This is a genomic window from Gottfriedia sp. NPDC057991 (genome assembly GCF_042886615.1).
Lineage (GTDB): Bacteria > Bacillota > Bacilli > Bacillales > Bacillaceae_G > Gottfriedia.
This window is the reverse complement of sequence record NZ_JBHVQN010000006.1, coordinates 212,175-231,335: the sequence shown is the minus strand read 5'-3', so window position 1 is coordinate 231,335 and position 19,161 is coordinate 212,175. Positions and strand designations below refer to the sequence as shown.

At 33.5% G+C, this 19,161-nt stretch carries 17 protein-coding genes and 1 other annotated feature; of the genes, 4 read left to right on the top strand and 13 right to left on the bottom strand.

From position 1 onward, the window contains the following. Positions 1-121 precede the first annotated feature (121 nt). Positions 122-1,063 (top strand): magnesium/cobalt transporter CorA, encoded by a 942-nt coding sequence (gene corA, locus ACFVR2_RS20000; protein WP_387365730.1) that lies wholly within the window; start codon positions 122-124, stop codon positions 1,061-1,063. 189 nt (positions 1,064-1,252) lie between these two features. On the opposite strand, the gene ACFVR2_RS19995 is transcribed toward corA, so the two are convergent. The 4 genes from ACFVR2_RS19995 to ACFVR2_RS19980 form a co-directional block, all read right to left on the bottom strand. Continuing rightward, positions 1,253-1,495 carry a DNA alkylation repair protein gene (locus ACFVR2_RS19995; protein ID WP_387365727.1) on the bottom strand — a complete coding sequence of 81 codons (243 nt, stop codon included), beginning with the start codon at positions 1,493-1,495 and terminating at the stop codon, positions 1,253-1,255. Positions 1,496-1,557: 62 nt separating this feature from the next. Then, a complete protein-coding gene (locus ACFVR2_RS19990) occupies positions 1,558-1,752 on the bottom strand; it encodes an NETI motif-containing protein (protein WP_387365724.1) in 195 nt (64 codons plus the stop codon). A gap of 115 nt (positions 1,753-1,867) precedes the next feature. Further along, complete coding sequence (locus ACFVR2_RS19985; RefSeq protein WP_387365721.1) at positions 1,868-2,590, bottom strand: Bax inhibitor-1/YccA family protein; 723 nt, start codon at positions 2,588-2,590, stop codon at positions 1,868-1,870. Positions 2,591-2,717: 127 nt separating this feature from the next. Then, positions 2,718-4,103 carry a glycine--tRNA ligase gene (locus ACFVR2_RS19980; protein ID WP_387365718.1) on the bottom strand — a complete coding sequence of 462 codons (1,386 nt, stop codon included), beginning with the start codon at positions 4,101-4,103 and terminating at the stop codon, positions 2,718-2,720. An 81-nt stretch (positions 4,104-4,184) separates the two neighbouring features. Next, positions 4,185-4,364 (bottom strand) — a binding site (T-box leader). 212 nt (positions 4,365-4,576) lie between these two features. Between ACFVR2_RS19980 and ACFVR2_RS19975 the strand changes: the two genes are divergently transcribed. The 3 genes from ACFVR2_RS19975 (at position 4,577) to ACFVR2_RS19965 (ending at position 6,781) form a co-directional block, all read left to right on the top strand. After that, positions 4,577-5,005, top strand: a complete 429-nt coding sequence (locus ACFVR2_RS19975) for a hypothetical protein (protein WP_387365715.1) — start codon at positions 4,577-4,579, stop codon at positions 5,003-5,005. A gap of 314 nt (positions 5,006-5,319) precedes the next feature. Further along, a complete protein-coding gene (locus ACFVR2_RS19970; protein WP_387365712.1) occupies positions 5,320-6,327 on the top strand; it encodes an IS1595 family transposase in 1,008 nt (335 codons plus the stop codon). A gap of 19 nt (positions 6,328-6,346) precedes the next feature. Next, positions 6,347-6,781, top strand: a complete 435-nt coding sequence (locus ACFVR2_RS19965) for a hypothetical protein (RefSeq protein WP_387365709.1) — start codon at positions 6,347-6,349, stop codon at positions 6,779-6,781. A gap of 253 nt (positions 6,782-7,034) precedes the next feature. Here ACFVR2_RS19965 and ACFVR2_RS19960 read toward each other — a convergent pair whose 3' ends face one another. The 9 genes from ACFVR2_RS19960 to ACFVR2_RS19920 form a co-directional block, all read right to left on the bottom strand. Beyond that, the gene (locus tag ACFVR2_RS19960; RefSeq protein ID WP_387365706.1) at positions 7,035-7,742 is read right to left on the bottom strand and encodes an ABC transporter ATP-binding protein; all 708 of its coding nucleotides are present in this window, start codon (positions 7,740-7,742) and stop codon (positions 7,035-7,037) included. Between the two features lie 18 nt (positions 7,743-7,760). Next, positions 7,761-8,531, bottom strand: a complete 771-nt coding sequence (locus ACFVR2_RS19955; RefSeq protein WP_387365703.1) for an ABC transporter ATP-binding protein — start codon at positions 8,529-8,531, stop codon at positions 7,761-7,763. 16 nt (positions 8,532-8,547) lie between these two features. Then, positions 8,548-9,816, bottom strand: a complete 1,269-nt coding sequence (locus ACFVR2_RS19950; protein ID WP_387365700.1) for a branched-chain amino acid ABC transporter permease — start codon at positions 9,814-9,816, stop codon at positions 8,548-8,550. Positions 9,817-9,825: 9 nt separating this feature from the next. Further along, positions 9,826-10,809: a branched-chain amino acid ABC transporter permease gene (locus ACFVR2_RS19945; protein WP_387365697.1), complete on the bottom strand. Its 984-nt coding sequence runs from the start codon at positions 10,807-10,809 to the stop codon at positions 9,826-9,828. A gap of 160 nt (positions 10,810-10,969) precedes the next feature. Then, complete coding sequence (locus tag ACFVR2_RS19940) at positions 10,970-12,151, bottom strand: branched-chain amino acid ABC transporter substrate-binding protein (protein ID WP_387365694.1); 1,182 nt, start codon at positions 12,149-12,151, stop codon at positions 10,970-10,972. A gap of 319 nt (positions 12,152-12,470) precedes the next feature. Then, positions 12,471-14,903 carry a DNA topoisomerase IV subunit A gene (gene parC / locus ACFVR2_RS19935; protein WP_387365691.1) on the bottom strand — a complete coding sequence of 811 codons (2,433 nt, stop codon included), beginning with the start codon at positions 14,901-14,903 and terminating at the stop codon, positions 12,471-12,473. Next, positions 14,903-16,876 carry a DNA topoisomerase IV subunit B gene (gene parE, locus ACFVR2_RS19930; protein WP_387365688.1) on the bottom strand — a complete coding sequence of 658 codons (1,974 nt, stop codon included), beginning with the start codon at positions 16,874-16,876 and terminating at the stop codon, positions 14,903-14,905. Before parE ends, parC begins: the two co-directional genes overlap by 1 nt. 519 nt (positions 16,877-17,395) lie before the next feature. Beyond that, entirely contained in the window at positions 17,396-17,806 is a 411-nt protein-coding gene (locus ACFVR2_RS19925) for a CoA-binding protein (protein WP_129691909.1), read from the bottom strand. 96 nt (positions 17,807-17,902) lie between these two features. Continuing rightward, positions 17,903-19,096 (bottom strand): S1C family serine protease, encoded by a 1,194-nt coding sequence (locus ACFVR2_RS19920; RefSeq protein WP_387365684.1) that lies wholly within the window; start codon positions 19,094-19,096, stop codon positions 17,903-17,905. Between the last annotated feature and the right edge of the window lie 65 nt (positions 19,097-19,161).

The window sequence follows — 19,161 nt, the reverse complement described above, 5'->3', positions numbered from 1 at the left end:
ACTAAAAAGTCAAAGTTTTCTTAAACATTTTTTTCTTAATTCAAATTTAATTATTTTGAATGGAGTATATTATGATAAACTGATTTTGGAGAAAATTAACGATAAAAGTGGTGAGCTTAAAATGATCAAAACGATGGCTATATACAAAGACGGAACCCATGCATTTGATGTATCAATTGAAGAATTAAATTCCGAACAAATTGATTGGGTTTGGGTCAGTTTTGAAAAACCTAAAAAAGAAGAAATTGATTTATTACGTACACAATTCCACTTTGATGAAATAGCAATTAAGCATTGTGTAAGCTATAAAGAAAGACCGAAAATGGATTATTACGATGGCTATCGTTTTATCATTCTACAATCATTGCAGGAGAAAATGGAACAAGCTGAAATCGATCTCTTTTTATCCCACAAGTACATTGTTTCATTTTGTTGGGATGAATCAAATGCGATCCAAATCGTGTGGAACAAACTAAAAGGATTAAAGAGTACAAAAGGAATCAAACCAGAACGTATCCTGTATCATATTTGTGATGAAATTGTCGACAAATTCTTTCCGATTGTCCAAAAAATTGAAGATGACATCGAAGAGATTGATGAGCTAGGATCAAATTCCGATCTAAGCATGATCGATGGAATTAAAACACAACTAAGCAAGTTATCAAAAGTAAGAAAAACAGTTAAACCAACAAAAGATTTAATTTATCGTATATTAAATTCAACACATGTTGAAATTGACAAAGAAACGACAAAGAAATTGCGAATCGTCTACGAACACTTAGTAAAATTATTAGATGACATTGCTGATAACAGGGAAATGGCAAATGACATCAGAGAAAGTTATATTTCAACGAACTCACACAAAATGAATAAAACGATGAAAATGTTAACATCAGTCTCAATCGTGTTCATGCCATTAACATTTATCGTAGGTGTATATGGAATGAATTTTGTTCACATCCCTGAACTTCAATTAAAGTATGGTTATTATTACTGTTGGGTGATCATGCTAATCATCGTGATTGGATTAGTGATGTGGTTCAAGAAAAAAAACTGGTTCTAAAATTAGTCATTATGTAAGACAAAAAGAGAAGTTGTAAAAAGAAAAAAACAATCTACTTCTAAATTGTCCATTTACAATCGGCACTTTTAAAAAAGCTATCCAACAAAAATAAAATGACCTCTGTACAAGGTCATCCTATTTTTGTTGGTACCTAATTATATATTCAAACTTAGTTTTGTTATTTTAAAATCACATTGAGTCCGCTGTTTTTTCAAACATTACACTTTGCTCAATTAAACCGCAAGCTCCGCATTGAACTAAATATTCTGGACCTTTATATGGAACAAAAAATGGATCTAGCCCACTTGAAACATATTCTTCTATTTCAACATCTCCGCTTTGAGCATTTAATTTAACTGCTTTTGGGTTTTGTTCGATTAAATAAAATCTACTTTTGTTTGTTTTACAGCGTGGACATGCTAATTTATGCATATTTTCACCTCATTTTATTCATATAAGGTTACTATTCCATTAAATTATTATTTTTATTCATATTAATTCGTATTTAATTTTCCTTCAAAAACAATTTTTCTTCCAGTCGGTTCAATTTCTACTTTTCCATTAACCATTTGCTCTGAAAATATTGGAACTTCCATTCTTTTAACTGGTGAATAGCCTTCTCTTTCCATTCTTTCTAAACAATCATTAATCGTTTCATTTTCAAAGACTTCAAATTTTTTCTTACTCATCTATTTCCCTACTTTCTACTTTTGTAATTCTATCTAATCATGATTGAATTCAAATCAAAATATAGTAAAAAACCTTACTTTCATTTGAGAGTAAGGTCTGATTGACTAAAATTATTTAATCGCGAAGTCTCGAAAGGAATCGAAGTGCTTCAATATAAACCCAAATGACTGTTACTAATAAACCAAAAGCACAATACCACTCGAATTCTTTTGGTGCACCTTGTCTAACACTCGTCGTAATTAAATCAAAATCCAAGAATAGATTTAATGAGGCGATTACTAGAATCGCTAAACTAACAAATATTCCTATTGGACCAGATTGATGGAGATATGGAATTGGAACATGGAAAAGTTGAAGAACCATCGTTAGTAAATAAAATAAAAATACACCGATTGTTAAGCCGAATACAATTGATCTAAAACGGTGTGTTACTTTTACAAGTCCAGTAGCATAACAAATTAATGTTCCTGCAATAATTGCAATTGTTAATAACACTGCTTGTAGGACAATCATACCATATGACGCTTCGTAAACAGCTGAAATATTTCCAATTAGAATCCCTTCAACTGCTGCATAAATAGGTGTAGTAATCGGCGCAATTCTAGGAGAAAAAGATGTTACTAACCCAATAATGAATGCAACAATTAAACATCCAATAAACACTTTAGAATTAAGTGTTCCAGTAGCCGTTAGATAATATGAGTATCCTGCTGTTGCGATTAGTAAGATTAAAGCGATTATTGTTTTACCAATTGTACCACCGATTGTCATCGCTTTAGCAGAATGCCTTGATTTCGTTAATTGTTCAGAATTTAAGATAGGATTTGAACTCCTCATTTAAACTCCTCCTTTATTTTATACCTTTATTTTACCATTTTTAGTAAATTTCTTAAACTTTAAACAAGCTTTAGTAAAATATATGAAAAAAGATGTCCAAAAGGACACCTTATTTCAAAAAACTAAATTAAAATTTAATTTTATTTGCTAAAAATGATTGTAATTCACTGATTGCAACACGAGTTTGCTCCATTGTGTCACGGTCACGAACTGTTACTTTTCCATCTTCAATTGAATCGAAGTCGTATGTGATACAGAAAGGAGTACCGATTTCATCTTGACGTCTATAACGTTTACCAATTGAACCAGTTTCATCAAAATCAACATTGAAATCTTCTGCTAAAGAAGCAAATACTTCTTGTGCATTTTCTGATAATTTTTTAGATAATGGTAAAATTGCTGCCTTATATGGTGCTAATGCAGGATGTAGACGCATTACTGTACGAGAAGTACCATCTTCTAATGCCTCTTCTTCATAAGCATCAATTAAAAATGCTAATGTAACACGATCCGCACCTAATGATGGCTCGATACAATATGGTACGTATTTTTCATTTGTAATTGGATCATGATATGTGAAATCTTCTGTTGAATATTCCATATGTTGTTTTAAATCATAATCTGTACGAGACGCAATGCCCCATAATTCACCCCAACCAAATGGGAATTTATATTCAAAATCAGTTGTCGCGTTACTATAGTGTGATAATTCATCTGCACTATGTTCACGTAAACGAAGATATTCTTCATTCATACCTAAAGCTAAAAGCCATTTATTAGCAGTTTCTTTCCAATAAGAATACCACTCTAACTCTTCACCTGGTTTACAGAAGAATTCAAGCTCCATTTGTTCAAATTCACGAGTACGGAACGTGAAATTTCCTGGAGTAATTTCGTTACGGAAGCTTTTACCGATTTGAGCGATACCAAATGGAACTTTCTTTCTCATTGTACGTTGAACATTTTTAAAGTTTACGAAAATACCTTGTGCTGTTTCAGGACGTAAGAAAATTTCATTCGTACTTGACTCTGTAACACCTTGGAATGTTTTAAACATTAGGTTAAATTGACGAATATCTGTAAAATCATGGCTACCACAATCAGGACAAGCAATTTTATGTTCCTCAATTAATTTAGCCATTTCTGAAAATGGAAGACCATCAACGATAATTTCCATTCCTTTTTCTTCAAGTGCATTTTCAATTAATTTATCTGCGCGATGACGAGCTTTACAATTTTTGCAATCGATCATTGGATCATTGAAGTTACCAATATGACCTGATGCTTCCCATGTACGTGGATTCATTAAGATTGCAGCATCTAATCCAACATTATATGGACTTTGCTGAACAAACTTTTTCCACCAAGCTTTTTTCACATTATTTTTTAATTCAACACCAAGTGGACCATAATCCCACGTATTTGCTAAACCACCGTAAATTTCAGAACCTGGGAATACAAATCCTCTGTGTTTAGCATGACTTACTACGACATCCATCGATTTCTCTGACATTTCATTTGCCTCCAATTTTCAATTGTTTTTTGAAAATGCAAGAATGAAAATAAAAAAGCTCTCATCCTTAGGCATTTTCTGCCTAGGGACGAGAGCTGTATATGCACCCGCGGTTCCACCCTAGTTGACAATTAAAAAAATTGTCCACTTTAAGAATTAACTCAGGAATGCCTTTCGCTAAAGGTTTTGATTGAGCTCACACCATCCTCAATTCGCTATACAAAATAATCTTTAGGTACTTCTTTCCGTCAACGTTATATGTAATAAATAATATGTTGTTATTTTAACAAAGTGTCAATGATTAAGTCAAATATTATTATGAACATTTATGAGAAAAAAATACGGTGAATTTTTTGAATATTTTTTGGAAACCTAACATGTAAAGATAAAACCTTTACAGTATGAGCATTACTTGGTATGATAGAAAAGTTGTTTTATTTATATACCTATACTATCAGAAGGGAGTGCTAGTTTTGAGTAGCAGCATTTTTTTAAAGAAAAAGAAACGTTCAGCAGTATTGCTTGATAAACATCATTCCATTCGTTTATTAAAGACAAACAAAAAGCGAATCGTGAACAAAAGAAACACTAAAATAAAAGGGTTCGAACAATTACTTGTTAGAGAATTAAACGAGGCAATGATTTCAACTTCAAACAGTACGGTAAATGAAATTTCTGAAAATGTAAATACAGTAGTGATCGAAGGACTTCCAGTAACATTTCTTCTAAAGCTTGGAAAAGAGTTTTTCTCAGATTTAGAAGCAGTGAAGTACTATTATAATAGTAAACATGAAGATTTTTACAAGAATCGTAGTTTACTAGAGGAATCACTTCAATCTTCAATTAACAATTCGTCAAGTGAAGATCAATTAAAAGTTTCGGAATTTATTTCTAATAAATAAACATTTCATATTAATGAGGGAATCCCTATGGGGTTCCCTCTTTTTATTACCTTTGAGAAAATCGTAGTAAATCAATTAAATGAAGTATCGTGTTAATACCGACCGACTGAACTGCAATTAAATTCATCAAATCTGCAAATAAAGTGAAAAATAACCTATACCAGTAAAGGTATTTCAACTGAAATATTAGATCATTGTGGATACTTTGGAGTGTAACACTAGCATATTTCTTTTGGCTGTTTTCGTATAGATTGTTGCTTTCTTGACCATGATTAATAAGGCTTGATATAATCATGTTTTAGGAGGCGTTCGGCATGTGGTTAGATGTGTATGAAAATGTAAATGAACTTACAAAACAAGAACAATTAGCGTTATTTAAAGCGTTGAAAAATGACTTATTTCCAGATGAACCAGATAAAATTACCAAACTACTTAAACAAATTCGTGAAAGTCGATTTAGTAGTGGAATGGCATGCGTTCATTGCGGTAGTACAGCCATTAAGAGAAATGGTAAATATAAGTCACGACAACGTTATCTTTGCAAAGATTGCAATAAGACTTTCAATGATATGACCAACACACCATTTTCAGGTTCTCGTTATCCTGAGAAATGGGTTAAGTATATGGAAATGATGGTTGAAGGATATACACTTCCTAAAATCGCTAAACGTCTTAAAATACACATTTCTACTGCATTTTATTGGAGACATAAAATACTGAATGCATTACGTTCGTTAGATTTTGAACAGTTATTTGGTATTGTAGAAAGCGATGAAACTTTCTTTCGTGAGTCTATGAAAGGTAGAAAAGTTACACATCGTAAGGCTAAGAAACGTTCAACAAAGGACAAAAAAAGAGGTATTTCTGACCTAAAAATTGCCGTTGTTGTGGCACAAGATAGAAATCATAATATTATCGCTTTAAAAGCAGGTACTGGTCGTGTAAGAGCTGAAGAAATTGATGCTGTGATAGGAAGATATATTCATCCTACTTCCGTTTTATGTACAGATACTGCTACGAATTATAAAAAATTCGCTAAGATTAAAGGTTATCATCATGAAACGATAAACGAACGACAAAAACAGCGAGTTAAAAAGGGAATTTATCATGTTCAAAACGTAAATAACTTTCACAGTCGATTAAAAACATGGATGGATAGATTTCAAGGCGTTGCAACTAAATATCTTGATAACTATCTTTACTGGTTCCGATGGTTGGAAATAGATAAGCATTTATCCTTTGAAAAACAAGTGGAGCAAATGCTTATTTCAGCTTGCCAAAAATCAAATAACACAACAGTTCAAATGCTTAGAAGTGCCTGATAAGGAGGAGAAACTATACATGGTTGAATTGCTACTTGAAATAGAGAATTTTAGGGTTTGGGCTAAGACATCAGATAAATCATATGGAGAATGGGAAACTGATTATCTGCATTGGGATAGGATTTATAAACTTGTCGATAAACTATTGATTGAAACCCCAGTTAATAATTGGAATTCAGAGTTATTAAACGAATTTCAATATATATTAGCGAGAGATAATGAGTGTGAAATTATAATCGATAGCTTGATAGAAAATCCAAAACAACTGATTTCCATTGCTCAACACACAATTTCTTTTCCAGACTTCGATGCAAGATGGCAGGTGGCTTACGGACTTGGAGAAATAGACGGAAATAATCTTGTGATACAAACTCTTCTTGAAAAATTTTTAATGGATGAAATGGAATGTGTAAGAAAAAGAGCATCATATGCTTATGAAAAGAGAGGGTATTAACAATACCCTCTCTAAAAACAACAAAGTTTACGAAAACAGCCTTTCTTTTAAACAATAAAATATTAATTCAAATCTGCCATTTATCTTTAAAAAAGTCTGAAACATAGACTTAAAATGATCAGTGCCTCCGAGATCCCTTCTGTCTATGAATTTTTACATTCATTTACATCAAAAAAGGATGTTCATATGTCAGTTGAACTGATTTATGATCCATCCCCTCTTTTACTTTATCTATTTTTGATTTGCATATTCATTATGCTAAATATGCTTTTTTCACTTCTTCATTATTCATTAATGTCTTACCTTCACCAACCATTTGAATCTCACCAGTTTGAATTACATAGCCACGGTGAGCGATTTGTAATGCTTGGTATGCGTTTTGTTCGACTAATAAGATTGTCATTCCTTGTTTGTTTAGTTGCTCAATGATTTCAAATATTTGTTCAACAATAATTGGAGCAAGACCCATAGACGGTTCATCTAGCATTAGCAATGATGGTCCCATCATCAGTCCTCTGCCAATCGCTAGCATTTGTTGTTCTCCACCACTCATCGTTCCACCTTTTTGACTTAGGCGCTCTTTTAGTCTTGGAAAATAATCAAATACCATTTCCATACGTGCGGCAATTAGTTTTTTATCCTTAACTGAGAAAGCACCCATCTCTAAATTTTCTTTTACACTTAATTTAGAAAAGATTCTTCTTCCTTCTGGCACATGTGCGATTCCCTTTAAGGCAATTTCATGAGCTTGTAGCTTTATAATTTCTTCACCTTTATAAATCAGCGTTCCAGATTTTGGTTTAACTTGTCCACAAATCGTTTTTAGAGTAGTAGATTTTCCCGCACCGTTACTTCCAATTAGTGTTACAATTTCACCTTCATTTACTTCAATGTTAATATCCTTCAATGCTTGAATACCACCGTAAAAAGAGTTAATATCTTTTAATTGTAATAGCGTCATCTTTTCGTACTCCTTTCACTATGCAGTAGTCACTGCACTTTTTCCTAAATATGCTTCAATTACTTTTTGATTATTTCGAATTTCGAGTGGTTTTCCTTCTGCAATTTTTTCGCCATGATCAAGTACAAATAGATACTCAGATATTTCCATTACAAGCTTCATATCATGCTCGATTAAGACGATCGTTAAGTTAAGATCATCTCTCATTTGATAGATTAAATCAGTCAATTCTTTCGTTTCTTTCGGATTCATCCCTGCAGCTGGCTCATCTAAAAGTAAGATTCTTGGCTGAGATGCTAATGCACGAGCGATTTCAAGTCGTCTTTGTGCACCGTATGATAGACTTGATGCTTCCTCATTATAAATATCAGCTAAGCCAACGTATTCTAACCATTTATATGCTTCTTTCATCGCCGATTTTTCTGCTTTTTTATATTTAGGTAAATGGAATATTGTTGAAAAAACACCATACTTTAAATGCTGATGCATTCCTACCATGACATTTTCTAAAGTAGTCATACTATTAAATAAACGAATATTTTGGAATGTACGAGAGATCCCTTTTTTATTAACTGTATGTGGCTTTAGCCCTACTAAACTCTCATTGCCTAGCAAAATTTCACCACTACTAGGAGTATACACACCTGTAATCATATTAAAAAACGTTGTTTTCCCAGCTCCATTTGGTCCAATTACCGCTGTAATTGATCCTTCTTTAATGTCAATATTTACATTATTAACAGCTGTTAAACCACCAAAGCTTTTCGTTAAATTCGTTGTTTTTAACATTTGATAACCTCCTTTCTTATAATGAAACTGTGCGTGTTTTTTCTTCGACTACAGTTTGATCTACGACGTCTTCTTTTGGAACTACCTTATTTTTGGCAGGCAATAATCCTTTTGGCCTGAAAATTGCTGCAAGTACTAAAATAAGCCCAAAAATCATACGCTGCATTTTAGAAGGCGATAGAGCCGGTGGTAAATTAATGACTCCATCTAATGTTAATTGGTTTAAATAGTTTGTTACTTCTGTTAATACTTGTAGATTTAAGATTGTTACAAGTGCTGCTCCAAGGATAACACCTGGAACGCTACCCATTCCGCCTAAAATAACCATTACCAAGATCGTAATCGATTCAAGTAACGTAAAGCTTGTTGGATCAATGAACATTTGCTTTGCAGAGAATACTACTCCCATCATTCCTGAGAAAGATGCACCGATTGCAAATGCAATTAATTTCGTACGTACTAAGTGAATACCTGATGCTTGTGCAGCGATTTCATTCTCACGTACAGCCTTCCATGAACGTCCAAGCTTAGAATCTTGTAATCTAGTAACAGCTAAAATGACGATTGCTAAAACAACTAACACGACATAATAGAATTGACCAGAATTATCAATCTCTATTCCAAAAATAATCGGAGGTGGAATAGATGGAATACCTTGTGCTCCACCAGTAATATTTACCGGTTTATCTAAGTTATTAAATACAATTCGAATTATTTCTCCAAATCCAAGTGTTACAATTGCTAAATAATCACCTTTTACACGAAGTACTGGAATACCTAATAATACACCTGCAATTGCAGCGATTATTCCACCGATTATTATAAATACCCAGAACGAGTTTCCTGAAAAAGGAAGGAAATCAAAATGTAAGAAATTCGTTACTTGTTTAGTAGAAAAAATTGCATAAGTATATGAACCGATTGCAAAGAATGCAACGAATCCTAAATCTAGTAGACCCGCTAAACCAACTACTACATTTAATCCAAGTGCCATTGCAACATAGATTCCAACTAATGTCGCTACACCCATATATGATTCAAATGCTGTACCTTGTGATGCAACATACGGCATGATCACCGTTAAAACTAGTATTCCAATGCTCCATTTTAATTTGACTGGAAAATTAGTTTTATATAATAAGTAAAGTGAGAACAAGATTAATAGAAATGCCGTTACGGATTCTTGCAATAGGAATAATCCTAATGATGTAACAACGATATAAGCTCCTAAGAAAATTCCTTGAAGTTTGTTTGATTGTTTCAACCCTTCTAATAAGCTCTTCACCTAATTCACCTACACTTTCTCAGCTACAGGTTTACCTAATAAACCTTCTGGCTTGAATATTAGAACTAAAATTAAAATTCCAAATGCAACAACATCTTTATATTCTGATGGGAAAATGCCATGTGTTAAATTTGATAAATTTGTTGCCGCAAACACTTCGATTACACCGATTAATAAACCGCCAAGCATCGCACCACGGATATTTCCGATTCCTCCTAATACTGCTGCTGTAAATGCTTTTAGGCCTAAAATAAAACCGATATACGGATCAATTGTGTTGTACTGTAATGCAAATAGCACACCAGTTGCACCACCTAATCCAGAACCTAAAAAGAATGTTAAAGAGATGACTTTATTAACGTTTACAGACATTAATGATGCAGTTTCACGATCTTGAGCTACTGCACGCATTGCTGTGCCCCATTTTGTTTTATTGATGAAGTAATCTAATGAAATCATCATTACAACTGCAACAACTAAAATAATGATTGATGCTGATTTAATTTGTGCATTTCCAAATGAAGAAAGAATTGAGCTAGTTTTAATTTGGTGTTGTCCTGAAAATAGTGATGGGCCAGTAATAATGTAATTTCCTTCTTTTAATTCAGCAATAAAACGTACGATATCTTGAAGTAAAAATGAAATACCAATTGCTGTAATTAATGTAATTAACTTTGGTGCCTTTCGTAATGGTCGATAAGCTACTCGTTCGATCCCCATTCCTAGGAATCCAGTTGCTACAGAAGCAATTATTAAAACGATTGCTAACACGATAATTGCAGGTAAACTACTTAATAAACCTAATCCAGTAAATGTAATTAATACCGCAGTACCAATAAATGCACCCGCCATGAATATTTCACCATGTGCAAAGTTAATTAGTTCCAATATCCCATAAACCATCGTGTAACCGAGTGCTACAATTGCATAAACTGCTCCTAAAACAAGACCGTCTATTAGCACTTGAGGTAATGTTTGGATTACTTCATTCATGTATGAGACCTCCTATAAATAATGTAGTTTATTTCATCAACTTCCAAAATTTTACAATTTTCTCACCTTATTTAGAAGAAAAGAGTATCCCGTAAAACGTGATACTCTTTTCTTTTTTCACTACTTTGCTTATCTGATATTTAGTAGGCTATGCTACTAATTAAGGTTTATTAACTTCGCCTTCTTGAGTACCAGGATATTTAGCTTCTTTAAACGTATAGATAAATACTTTCGCGTATTTGTTGTCCCCTTTATCGTCGAATCCAACCTTCGTAACTACACCATCATAATCTTGGATTGCGCGTACTGCTTTTTCAACCTGTTCACGTGTTGGCGTTTTTCCTTTGTTATCATTGATCGCATTTTTTAATCCTTCTAATAATACGCCAGCAGAATCATAACCGTAAGAAGAGAAAGATTCGATATTTTTATTAAATTTAGATTTATATGCGTCAGCAAATGCTTTACCTTTATCTGTTTTTAATGTGTCACCAGCTACTGAAGTATAGTAGAAGTTTTTAACTGCATCTCCAGCAATATCAACTAATCCTGAAGAGTCCATTCCATCTCCACCCATGAATGGGATGTTTAATCCTTTTTCACGAGCTTGTTTTAATAAAATTCCTCCTTCAGCATAAAGTCCTCCAAAGAATACTAAATCAGGCTTTTTCGCAATCGCATTATTTAATACACCGCTAAAGTCTTTATCACCGATTGAGATCCCCTCTTCACCTAAAATTTTAGCGCCTAATTTCTCAGCAGCACCTTTGAATTCATTTGCTAAACCAGTTCCGTAAGGTGTTTTATCTTGAATGATAAAAATCTTTTTAGCTTTTAAAGTATTAACAGCAAAATTTGCACCTGCAGGACCTTGGAAGTCATCACGAGCACAAATTCGGTTAACGACTCCTAATCCACGATCAGTTACTTCATTTGCAGTATTTGAAGGAGATACCATTACGATATGGTCTTTCTCATACTTTACTGAAGAAGGAATTGCTACACCAGAGTTTAAGTGTCCTACAACACCAAGGATTTTATTGTCTGCAGCTAACTGCTCAGCATTTGCTACACCTTTTTTCGGATCCCCTTGGTCATCATAAGGTACAATTTTTAAATCAAAGCCTAATTTTTTGAAAGCTGCTTTTTGATCCTCTAATGCAAGCTGAGCTCCAAGTTTAATGGATTCACCTAAAATTGCATTATTACCAGATAACGGTGTATTTGTAGCAATTTTAATGACCTGGTTTCCATCCTTTGAACTACTATTACCACAGCCTGCTAAAATACCCGCAGTTAACGATACTGATGCTAAAATTGCAAATCCCTTCTTAAAAACCATATGTACGCCCCCTTGATAACCTATTTTTTTGAAAATTTAAAATTCTTAAGAAAATAGTAAGCTATATTTTTTCGTTAGACAAGTTCTTTTGGTTCAAAATATTTCGACAATTCTGTCGATTCTCTGTTATTATAGGCAATTATTACCATTAAAAAAACATTAAAAACCTTTTTTCCTTATTTCCGAAATATAAAATTAAAAGATTATAATGTGTTTCCTTTGGTTAATTCCTCAAAAAACATTTTCCTAGTATCATTTTACGTTTTTCAACAAATTCGACAAAAAAACCTATTCCAAAAAGTTTGGAATAGGTCTTTTTTTAATTATTTTCTTCTTTTTTATATCGAATAATTGTCTTTATTTCACCAGAATCATCTGTATCCATAACAAATGAACCATTACTATATTGATCACTATTTCTTAAATCAGTTGGGTCAACTGTCTCAAATTGCCCGGATTTACTTAATAAAGCAAACATATCTTTTTCATTTATTGCGTATACCCCAATTAACATATGAGGATTATTTTTTAAATCTCGAAGTACTTTAACACCTCGAGTACCTCTAGAACTTTGAGGGATCGTATCGAGTTTCATTTTTTTAATTGCCCCTCGATGTGTTGCACAGAATATTTCTTTCACTTCATTACTGATGGTGTCTGCAGAAACAACAAAATCATTATCCTTTAAGTTAATACCTTTAACTCCACCAGCTCTTAAACCTTGAATGCTAATCTCTTCAACATTAAATAACAATGTGTATCCTGAATTTGTAGCCAACAACACTTGATCAGTTTCTGAAATGACACCAGCAAATATTAAGGAATCATCTGACTTAATTGACATACCGACAAGTGGTTTAGAATATCGTTGTACTTTTAATTGCTGTATACTTGTACGTTTTACAACACCATTTTTAGTAACAAATAAAATATAATCTTTATTTTCTTCAAAATTATTCACGACTGTAGCAGAAAGAATTGCTTCGTCACGCTCAATAGGAATAATATTAGCAACATGTTGCCCCATATCTTTCCATCTAATATCCTGCATTTCATGAATTGGTAAATATAAATAATTACCTTTTGACGTAAATAAAATTAGTGTATCTGTCGTTGTACTTTCTATTTGGTAAATTAAACGGTCGCCTTCTTTCATACCGTAATCTTTACCATTTGAAGCTGAATAAGATCTTGGACTTGTTCGTTTAACGTAACCTTCACTTGTAACCGTAACTATCACGTCTTCTTGAGCTATTATATCTTCTCTAGCAATTTTAATTTCTTCAATCTCTTTTTGAATTGTCGAACGTCTGTCGTCTGCATATTTTAACTTAATTTTCTTTAAGTCTGTTTTTATAACTGACAATAATTTTGTTTCACTGTTTAAAATTGCTTCAAGCTGTTTGATCTTTTTATCTAATTCATCTGCTTCTTCTTGTAATGCAGTAATATCAGTATTTGTTAAACGATATAACTGTAACATAACAATCGCTTCAGCTTGTTGTTCAGTAAACTCAAATTGAGCGATTAACTTATCTTTTGCATCGCGTTTATCATTTGCAGAACGGATTGTTGTAATTACTTCATCTAAAATCGATAAAGCCTTCATTAAACCTTCTACAACATGTTGGCGAGCTTTTGCTTTTCTTAAATCAAAGTTTGAACGATTTGTAATGACTTCTTTTTGATGTTCAATATAAGCATCAAGAATTGCAGGTAATGACATCTGTTTTGGTGTACGATTATAAATTGCAACCATATTGAAGTTATAAGGTATTTGAAGCTCAGTATTTTTATATAAATAATTTAAAATTGCTTCGTTATTCGCATCTTTTTTCAGTTCAATGACAATACGTAGTCCAGTACGATCTGTTTCATCACGTACTTCCGTAATTCCATCAACTTTTCGATCAAGACGAACTTCATCCATCTTCTTTACTAAATTCGCTTTATTCACTTCTGAAGGAATTTCAGTAATGATTAATGCCTGTTTTCCACCTCGTAAATCCTCGGTATGAACACGACTTCGAATAATGATTTTTCCTTTTCCTGTTTCATAAGCTTTTTTTATTCCATCTACCCCTTGAATGATCCCTCCAGTAGCAAAATCAGGACCGTGAATTACAGTCATTAATTCATCTACTGTACAGTTTTTATTTTCAATGCGCATAATCGTCGCATCGATTACTTCTCCAAGGTGGTGCGAAGGTATTTCAGTTGCATATCCAGCAGAGATTCCCGTGCTACCGTTTACCAATAAATTTGGAAACATTGATGGTAAAACAACTGGTTCTATACTTGTATCGTCAAAGTTGGGCACAAAATCAACTGTTTCTTTATCAATATCTCTCAATAGTTCACTTGCTATTGCTGATAACCTAGCTTCGGTATAACGCATAGCTGCTGGCGGGTCTCCATCAATACTACCGTTATTTCCATGCATTTGGACTAATACATTTCTTAATTTCCAATCTTGACTTAAACGTACCATCGCATCATAAACAGAAGTATCACCATGAGGATGGTAATTACCAATTACGTTTCCGACTGTTTTAGCAGATTTACGGTACGGCTTGTCTTGCAAGTTTCCTTCAACGTGCATTGAATATAAAATACGACGTTGAACCGGCTTTAATCCGTCACGTGCATCAGGTAATGCTCGTTCTTGAATAATATACTTACTATATCGACCAAAACGGTCACCTATTATATCTTCTAAAGGGATATTATATAATTTTTCCGATGATTGCATCAGATTTTGCTCCCTTCTGATTCTACTTCAACTTGCTCATTGTTTAAAATTTTATCCTCTTCATCTAAATCAAATACTACATTTGATTCAATCCACTTACGTCTAGGTTCAACTTTATCGCCCATTAAAGTAGTTACACGACGATCCGCTCTAGCGGCATCATCAATTTTCACACGAATAAGCGTTCTCGTTTCTGGATCCATCGTTGTGTCCCAAAGTTGGTCAGCATTCATCTCACCCAGTCCTTTATAACGCTGAATCATATACCCTTTACCAACTTTTTTGATTGCATCTTGAAGGTCTACCTCTGACCAAGCGTATTCAATTACTTCTTTTTTTCCAGAACCTTTACTTACTTTGTATAAAGGAGGTAAGGCAATATAAACTTTACCAGCCTCTACTAATGGCTTCATATAACGGTAAAAGAATGTTAATAAAAGTACTTGAATATGCGCTCCATCTGTATCAGCATCGGTCATAATAACAATCTTGTCATAGTTAACATCTTCAATATCAAAATCACTACCTACTCCTGCACCAATCGCATGAATAATCGTATTAATCTCTTCATTTTTCATTATGTCCGCTAGTTTTGCTTTCTCGGTATTGATTACCTTACCACGTAAAGGCAAGATTGCTTGGAAACGTCGATCACGACCTTGTTTAGCACTACCACCGGCTGAATCACCTTCTACTAGGTATAATTCATTTTTCTGTGGATTTCGTGACTGTGCAGGTGTGAGCTTACCGCTTAAAGAAGTTTCTGAACGCTTTCTCTTTTTACCACTTCTAGCTTCTTCTCGTGCTTTTCTTGCAGCTTCCCTTGCTTGATAAGCTTTTATAGACTTCTTTACTAATGAAGTTGCAATGTCTGGATTTTCTTCCAGGAAATAAGCTAATTGATCCGAAACAACTGAATCAACAGCTGATCTTGCTTCACTAGTACCTAATTTACCTTTTGTTTGTCCTTCAAATTGAAGCAGCTCTTCAGGAATTCGTACAGATACAATTGCAGCTAACCCCTCACGAATATCCGCTCCATCTAGATTTTTATCTTTTTCTTTTAAAAGACTCACTTTTCTTGCATATTCATTGAATGCTCTTGTTAAAGCAGTTTTTGCACCAACTTCGTGCGTACCACCATCTTTTGTACGAACATTGTTTACGAAAGAAAGCATCGTTTCCGAATATCCATCGTTAAATTGGAACGAAAATTCAACCTCTATTTTATTTTGTAATCCATCAAAGAAAACAACAGGATGTAATGCTTCTTTTTCTTCGTTTAAATACGATACGAATGCTTCGATACCGTTTTCATAATAAAACTCTTCGAACGTATCGTGTCGTTCATCTTTAATTGTAATTTTTAAACCTTTTAATAAAAAAGCTGACTCTCTAAGTCTTTCACATATAGTATCAAAGTTGAAATTTGTCATGCTAAAAATAGTCGGATCTGGTTTAAAATGGATCGTCGTACCAGTTCGTTTTGTCTTACCAATGATTTCTAATGAAGTTACAGCTTTACCTCCCTCTTCAAAACGTTGCTTGTAAATTGCTCCTTCACGGTGAATTTCAACTGTTAACCATTCTGATAATGCATTAACTACTGATGCACCAACACCATGTAGACCACCACTTGTTTTGTAGCCGCCTTGTCCAAATTTACCACCTGCGTGTAATACCGTTAAAATAATTTCTGGAGTTGGTTTTCCCATTTTGTGCATTCCAGTAGGCATCCCACGACCATGGTCTTTTACGCTTAAGCTATTATCTTTATGAATAATCACATCTATTTGAGTCCCGTGACCAGCTAATGCTTCATCTACAGAGTTATCTACGATTTCATAAACTAAATGGTGCAGACCTCTACTATCTGTGCTGCCAATATACATTCCAGGTCGTTTACGTACAGCTTCTAAACCTTCTAGTACCTGTATCGCATCTTCGTTATATGTTGTTTCATTCTTTGCCAACACCATTTCTCCTTTCTAACTAAACACTTACATAAGAACATCTGTTCCATTATATCATATTATAAATAAAATGTTTCTTCTAATCGTTCATGTTAATGGTTTTTTTCCTAACTTACAAGTCGAACATGAAAAAAAAAATAGGACAAGTTCATAAAAAGCTGGATTTTAGAATCAAGAAAATACAGGTTTAAAGTTGAAAATTGATAAATTAGCTTAACAAAATTCAAATTTACAGATTGTGTAAACTGGCATTTAATGGCTTATTTATTATGAAGTTTGTCTTCTCAATTTCTCGTCATTCCCAAATTTTCTTAATGCCTACTCGATCTTCCGTTAAAAAAACTCACTGATTAACAGTGAGCAGATTTTAAAACAAATTTCAAAATTTGATTTTCAGACTACTTTCGAGGCGCGAAGGCTAAGTTAAGAGCCGAGTTACCTTAAGCGGTAATGAGCACAGTAGCCAGGCGAAAACGAGCGTTTGGCGGCCAGTCTGAAACAGTGAGCTTTTTTAACGGCCTATCTAGTCATTGCATGCTCAACTTTAATACAACGATCCATAATGACAGTTTTACCATTTTCTTTTAACAATTGATATGCTTCTTCGTTTTCAATTCCAAGCTGTGCAAAGAAAACATCGCAATCAATTTTAAGAAACTCTTGTGCTACAGGTAATAAGTGTTCAGGTCTTCTAAATACATTTACAATATCAACTTTTTCATTAATTTCTGTTAAACTCGATACTGCTTTTTCGCCTAATACAGTATCAACTGTTGGATTTACTGGAATAATTTTATATCCAGCATCTTGCATTGCCTTACTTACCATATAAGACGTTTTAGACGGGTCCCCTGATAATCCAACAACTGCAATTACTTTACTTGATTTTAAAATCTTGCCAATTTCTTCTCTTGATGGGTATTTACTCATTCGCTATTCACCCTTTCTGTATAAAATAAGCGAAAAGATAACTTTTCGCTTATTTATTATTCTTTTATCATATTTCTTAATTCAATTGCCTGTCAATCATTGACTAGAAGCTAATGTTAATGTTGAGTTCGTTAATTTACCATCACGGTAATAAGTAATCTTTAATTTGTCTCCAACTTTTTTGTGTGAATATAGATATTCTCTAACAGTAATTACGTCACTTACTGGTTTGTCATCAAGTGCAACAATAACGTCTAATTGTTTAATTCCAACTTTCGCAGCAGGAGTATTTGGATCAACATGTGTAACAACTGCACCTTTAGTCACTGAACCAGGTAATTTTAATGTTTCTTCGATATTAAATTGCGGTATTTCATCAAGTGATTTTAAGCCTACGCCCATTACAGGTCGAGTCACTTCACCAAATTTTTCGATTTGATCTAAAGCTGGTTTTGCAATATTCATTGGGATTGCAAATCCAATTCCTTCAACAGCTTGTTCGGCAATTTTACTTGAATTAATCCCGATTACTTCACCTTTTGCATTGATTAAAGCACCACCACTATTACCAGGATTAATCGCTGCATCTGTTTGAATTACTTGAGTTTGGTAATCTGCAACTCCATCTCCATCGATATCTTGTGGTATTTCACGAGCTTTACTACTTACAATACCTTCTGTTACAGTACTTTCTAAAAATCCAAGTGGATTTCCAATTGCAATAGCAGTTTCACCTACGTTAATTTTTTCTGAATCACCTAATTTAGCGATATTCGTAACATATTTTGCATCAATTGCTACAACAGCTAAATCTAATAATTCATCTGTTCCAACAAGTTTAGCATCAATTAATTGACCATCTGCCATTTTTACTTTTAATTGTTTTGCACCAGCAACAACGTGGTTATTTGTAGCTACTAGAGCTTTATTTCCTACTTTTTTATAAACAACACCTGAACCAGATCCAGCTTCTTCCGTTTCCATTGAAAACGGATTTGATGATTGATAATTATTAACTCCTACTACAAATTTACGAGCATTTTGAATCGTAGTTGTTAAATCTTCGCGTGTTACATTAATAACTTGTGTGGGTACAGTATTCGTATCATTTGATAAGTTTGCAGGTTTATTTGTTAAGTTAAAAATATCCGGGGATACGATTGAGATCGTTACAGCTCCAATTATCGCTCCAATAAAGCCTGTAACAAGCGGATACCCTCCACGTCTACTTCTCTTTTGTCTTTTATGATTATTTTCATCGTATAAATCCGTTTCATCATAATATCCCATAATTCATTCCTCCAATATGTAGGTATCTTTGATTGATATTAATTTAACCCACTCATGTGTATTTG

Excerpts from the sequence above, each read along its gene's own strand:
- corA (WP_387365730.1), top strand. The coding sequence starts at position 122 with ATGATCAAAACGATGGCTATATACAAAGACGGAACCCATGCATTTGAT.
- ACFVR2_RS19995 (WP_387365727.1), bottom strand. The coding sequence starts at position 1,495 with ATGCATAAATTAGCATGTCCACGCTGTAAAACAAACAAAAGTAGATTT.
- ACFVR2_RS19990 (WP_387365724.1), bottom strand. The coding sequence starts at position 1,752 with ATGAGTAAGAAAAAATTTGAAGTCTTTGAAAATGAAACGATTAATGAT.
- ACFVR2_RS19985 (WP_387365721.1), bottom strand. The coding sequence starts at position 2,590 with ATGAGGAGTTCAAATCCTATCTTAAATTCTGAACAATTAACGAAATCA.
- ACFVR2_RS19980 (WP_387365718.1), bottom strand. The coding sequence starts at position 4,103 with ATGTCAGAGAAATCGATGGATGTCGTAGTAAGTCATGCTAAACACAGA.
- ACFVR2_RS19970 (WP_387365712.1), top strand. The coding sequence starts at position 5,320 with ATGTGGTTAGATGTGTATGAAAATGTAAATGAACTTACAAAACAAGAA.
- ACFVR2_RS19965 (WP_387365709.1), top strand. The coding sequence starts at position 6,347 with ATGGTTGAATTGCTACTTGAAATAGAGAATTTTAGGGTTTGGGCTAAG.
- ACFVR2_RS19960 (WP_387365706.1), bottom strand. The coding sequence starts at position 7,742 with ATGACGCTATTACAATTAAAAGATATTAACTCTTTTTACGGTGGTATT.
- ACFVR2_RS19955 (WP_387365703.1), bottom strand. The coding sequence starts at position 8,531 with ATGTTAAAAACAACGAATTTAACGAAAAGCTTTGGTGGTTTAACAGCT.
- ACFVR2_RS19945 (WP_387365697.1), bottom strand. The coding sequence starts at position 10,809 with ATGAATGAAGTAATCCAAACATTACCTCAAGTGCTAATAGACGGTCTT.
- ACFVR2_RS19940 (WP_387365694.1), bottom strand. The coding sequence starts at position 12,151 with ATGGTTTTTAAGAAGGGATTTGCAATTTTAGCATCAGTATCGTTAACT.
- parC (WP_387365691.1), bottom strand. The coding sequence starts at position 14,903 with ATGCAATCATCGGAAAAATTATATAATATCCCTTTAGAAGATATAATA.
- ACFVR2_RS19925 (WP_129691909.1), bottom strand. The coding sequence starts at position 17,806 with ATGAGTAAATACCCATCAAGAGAAGAAATTGGCAAGATTTTAAAATCA.
- ACFVR2_RS19920 (WP_387365684.1), bottom strand. The coding sequence starts at position 19,096 with ATGGGATATTATGATGAAACGGATTTATACGATGAAAATAATCATAAA.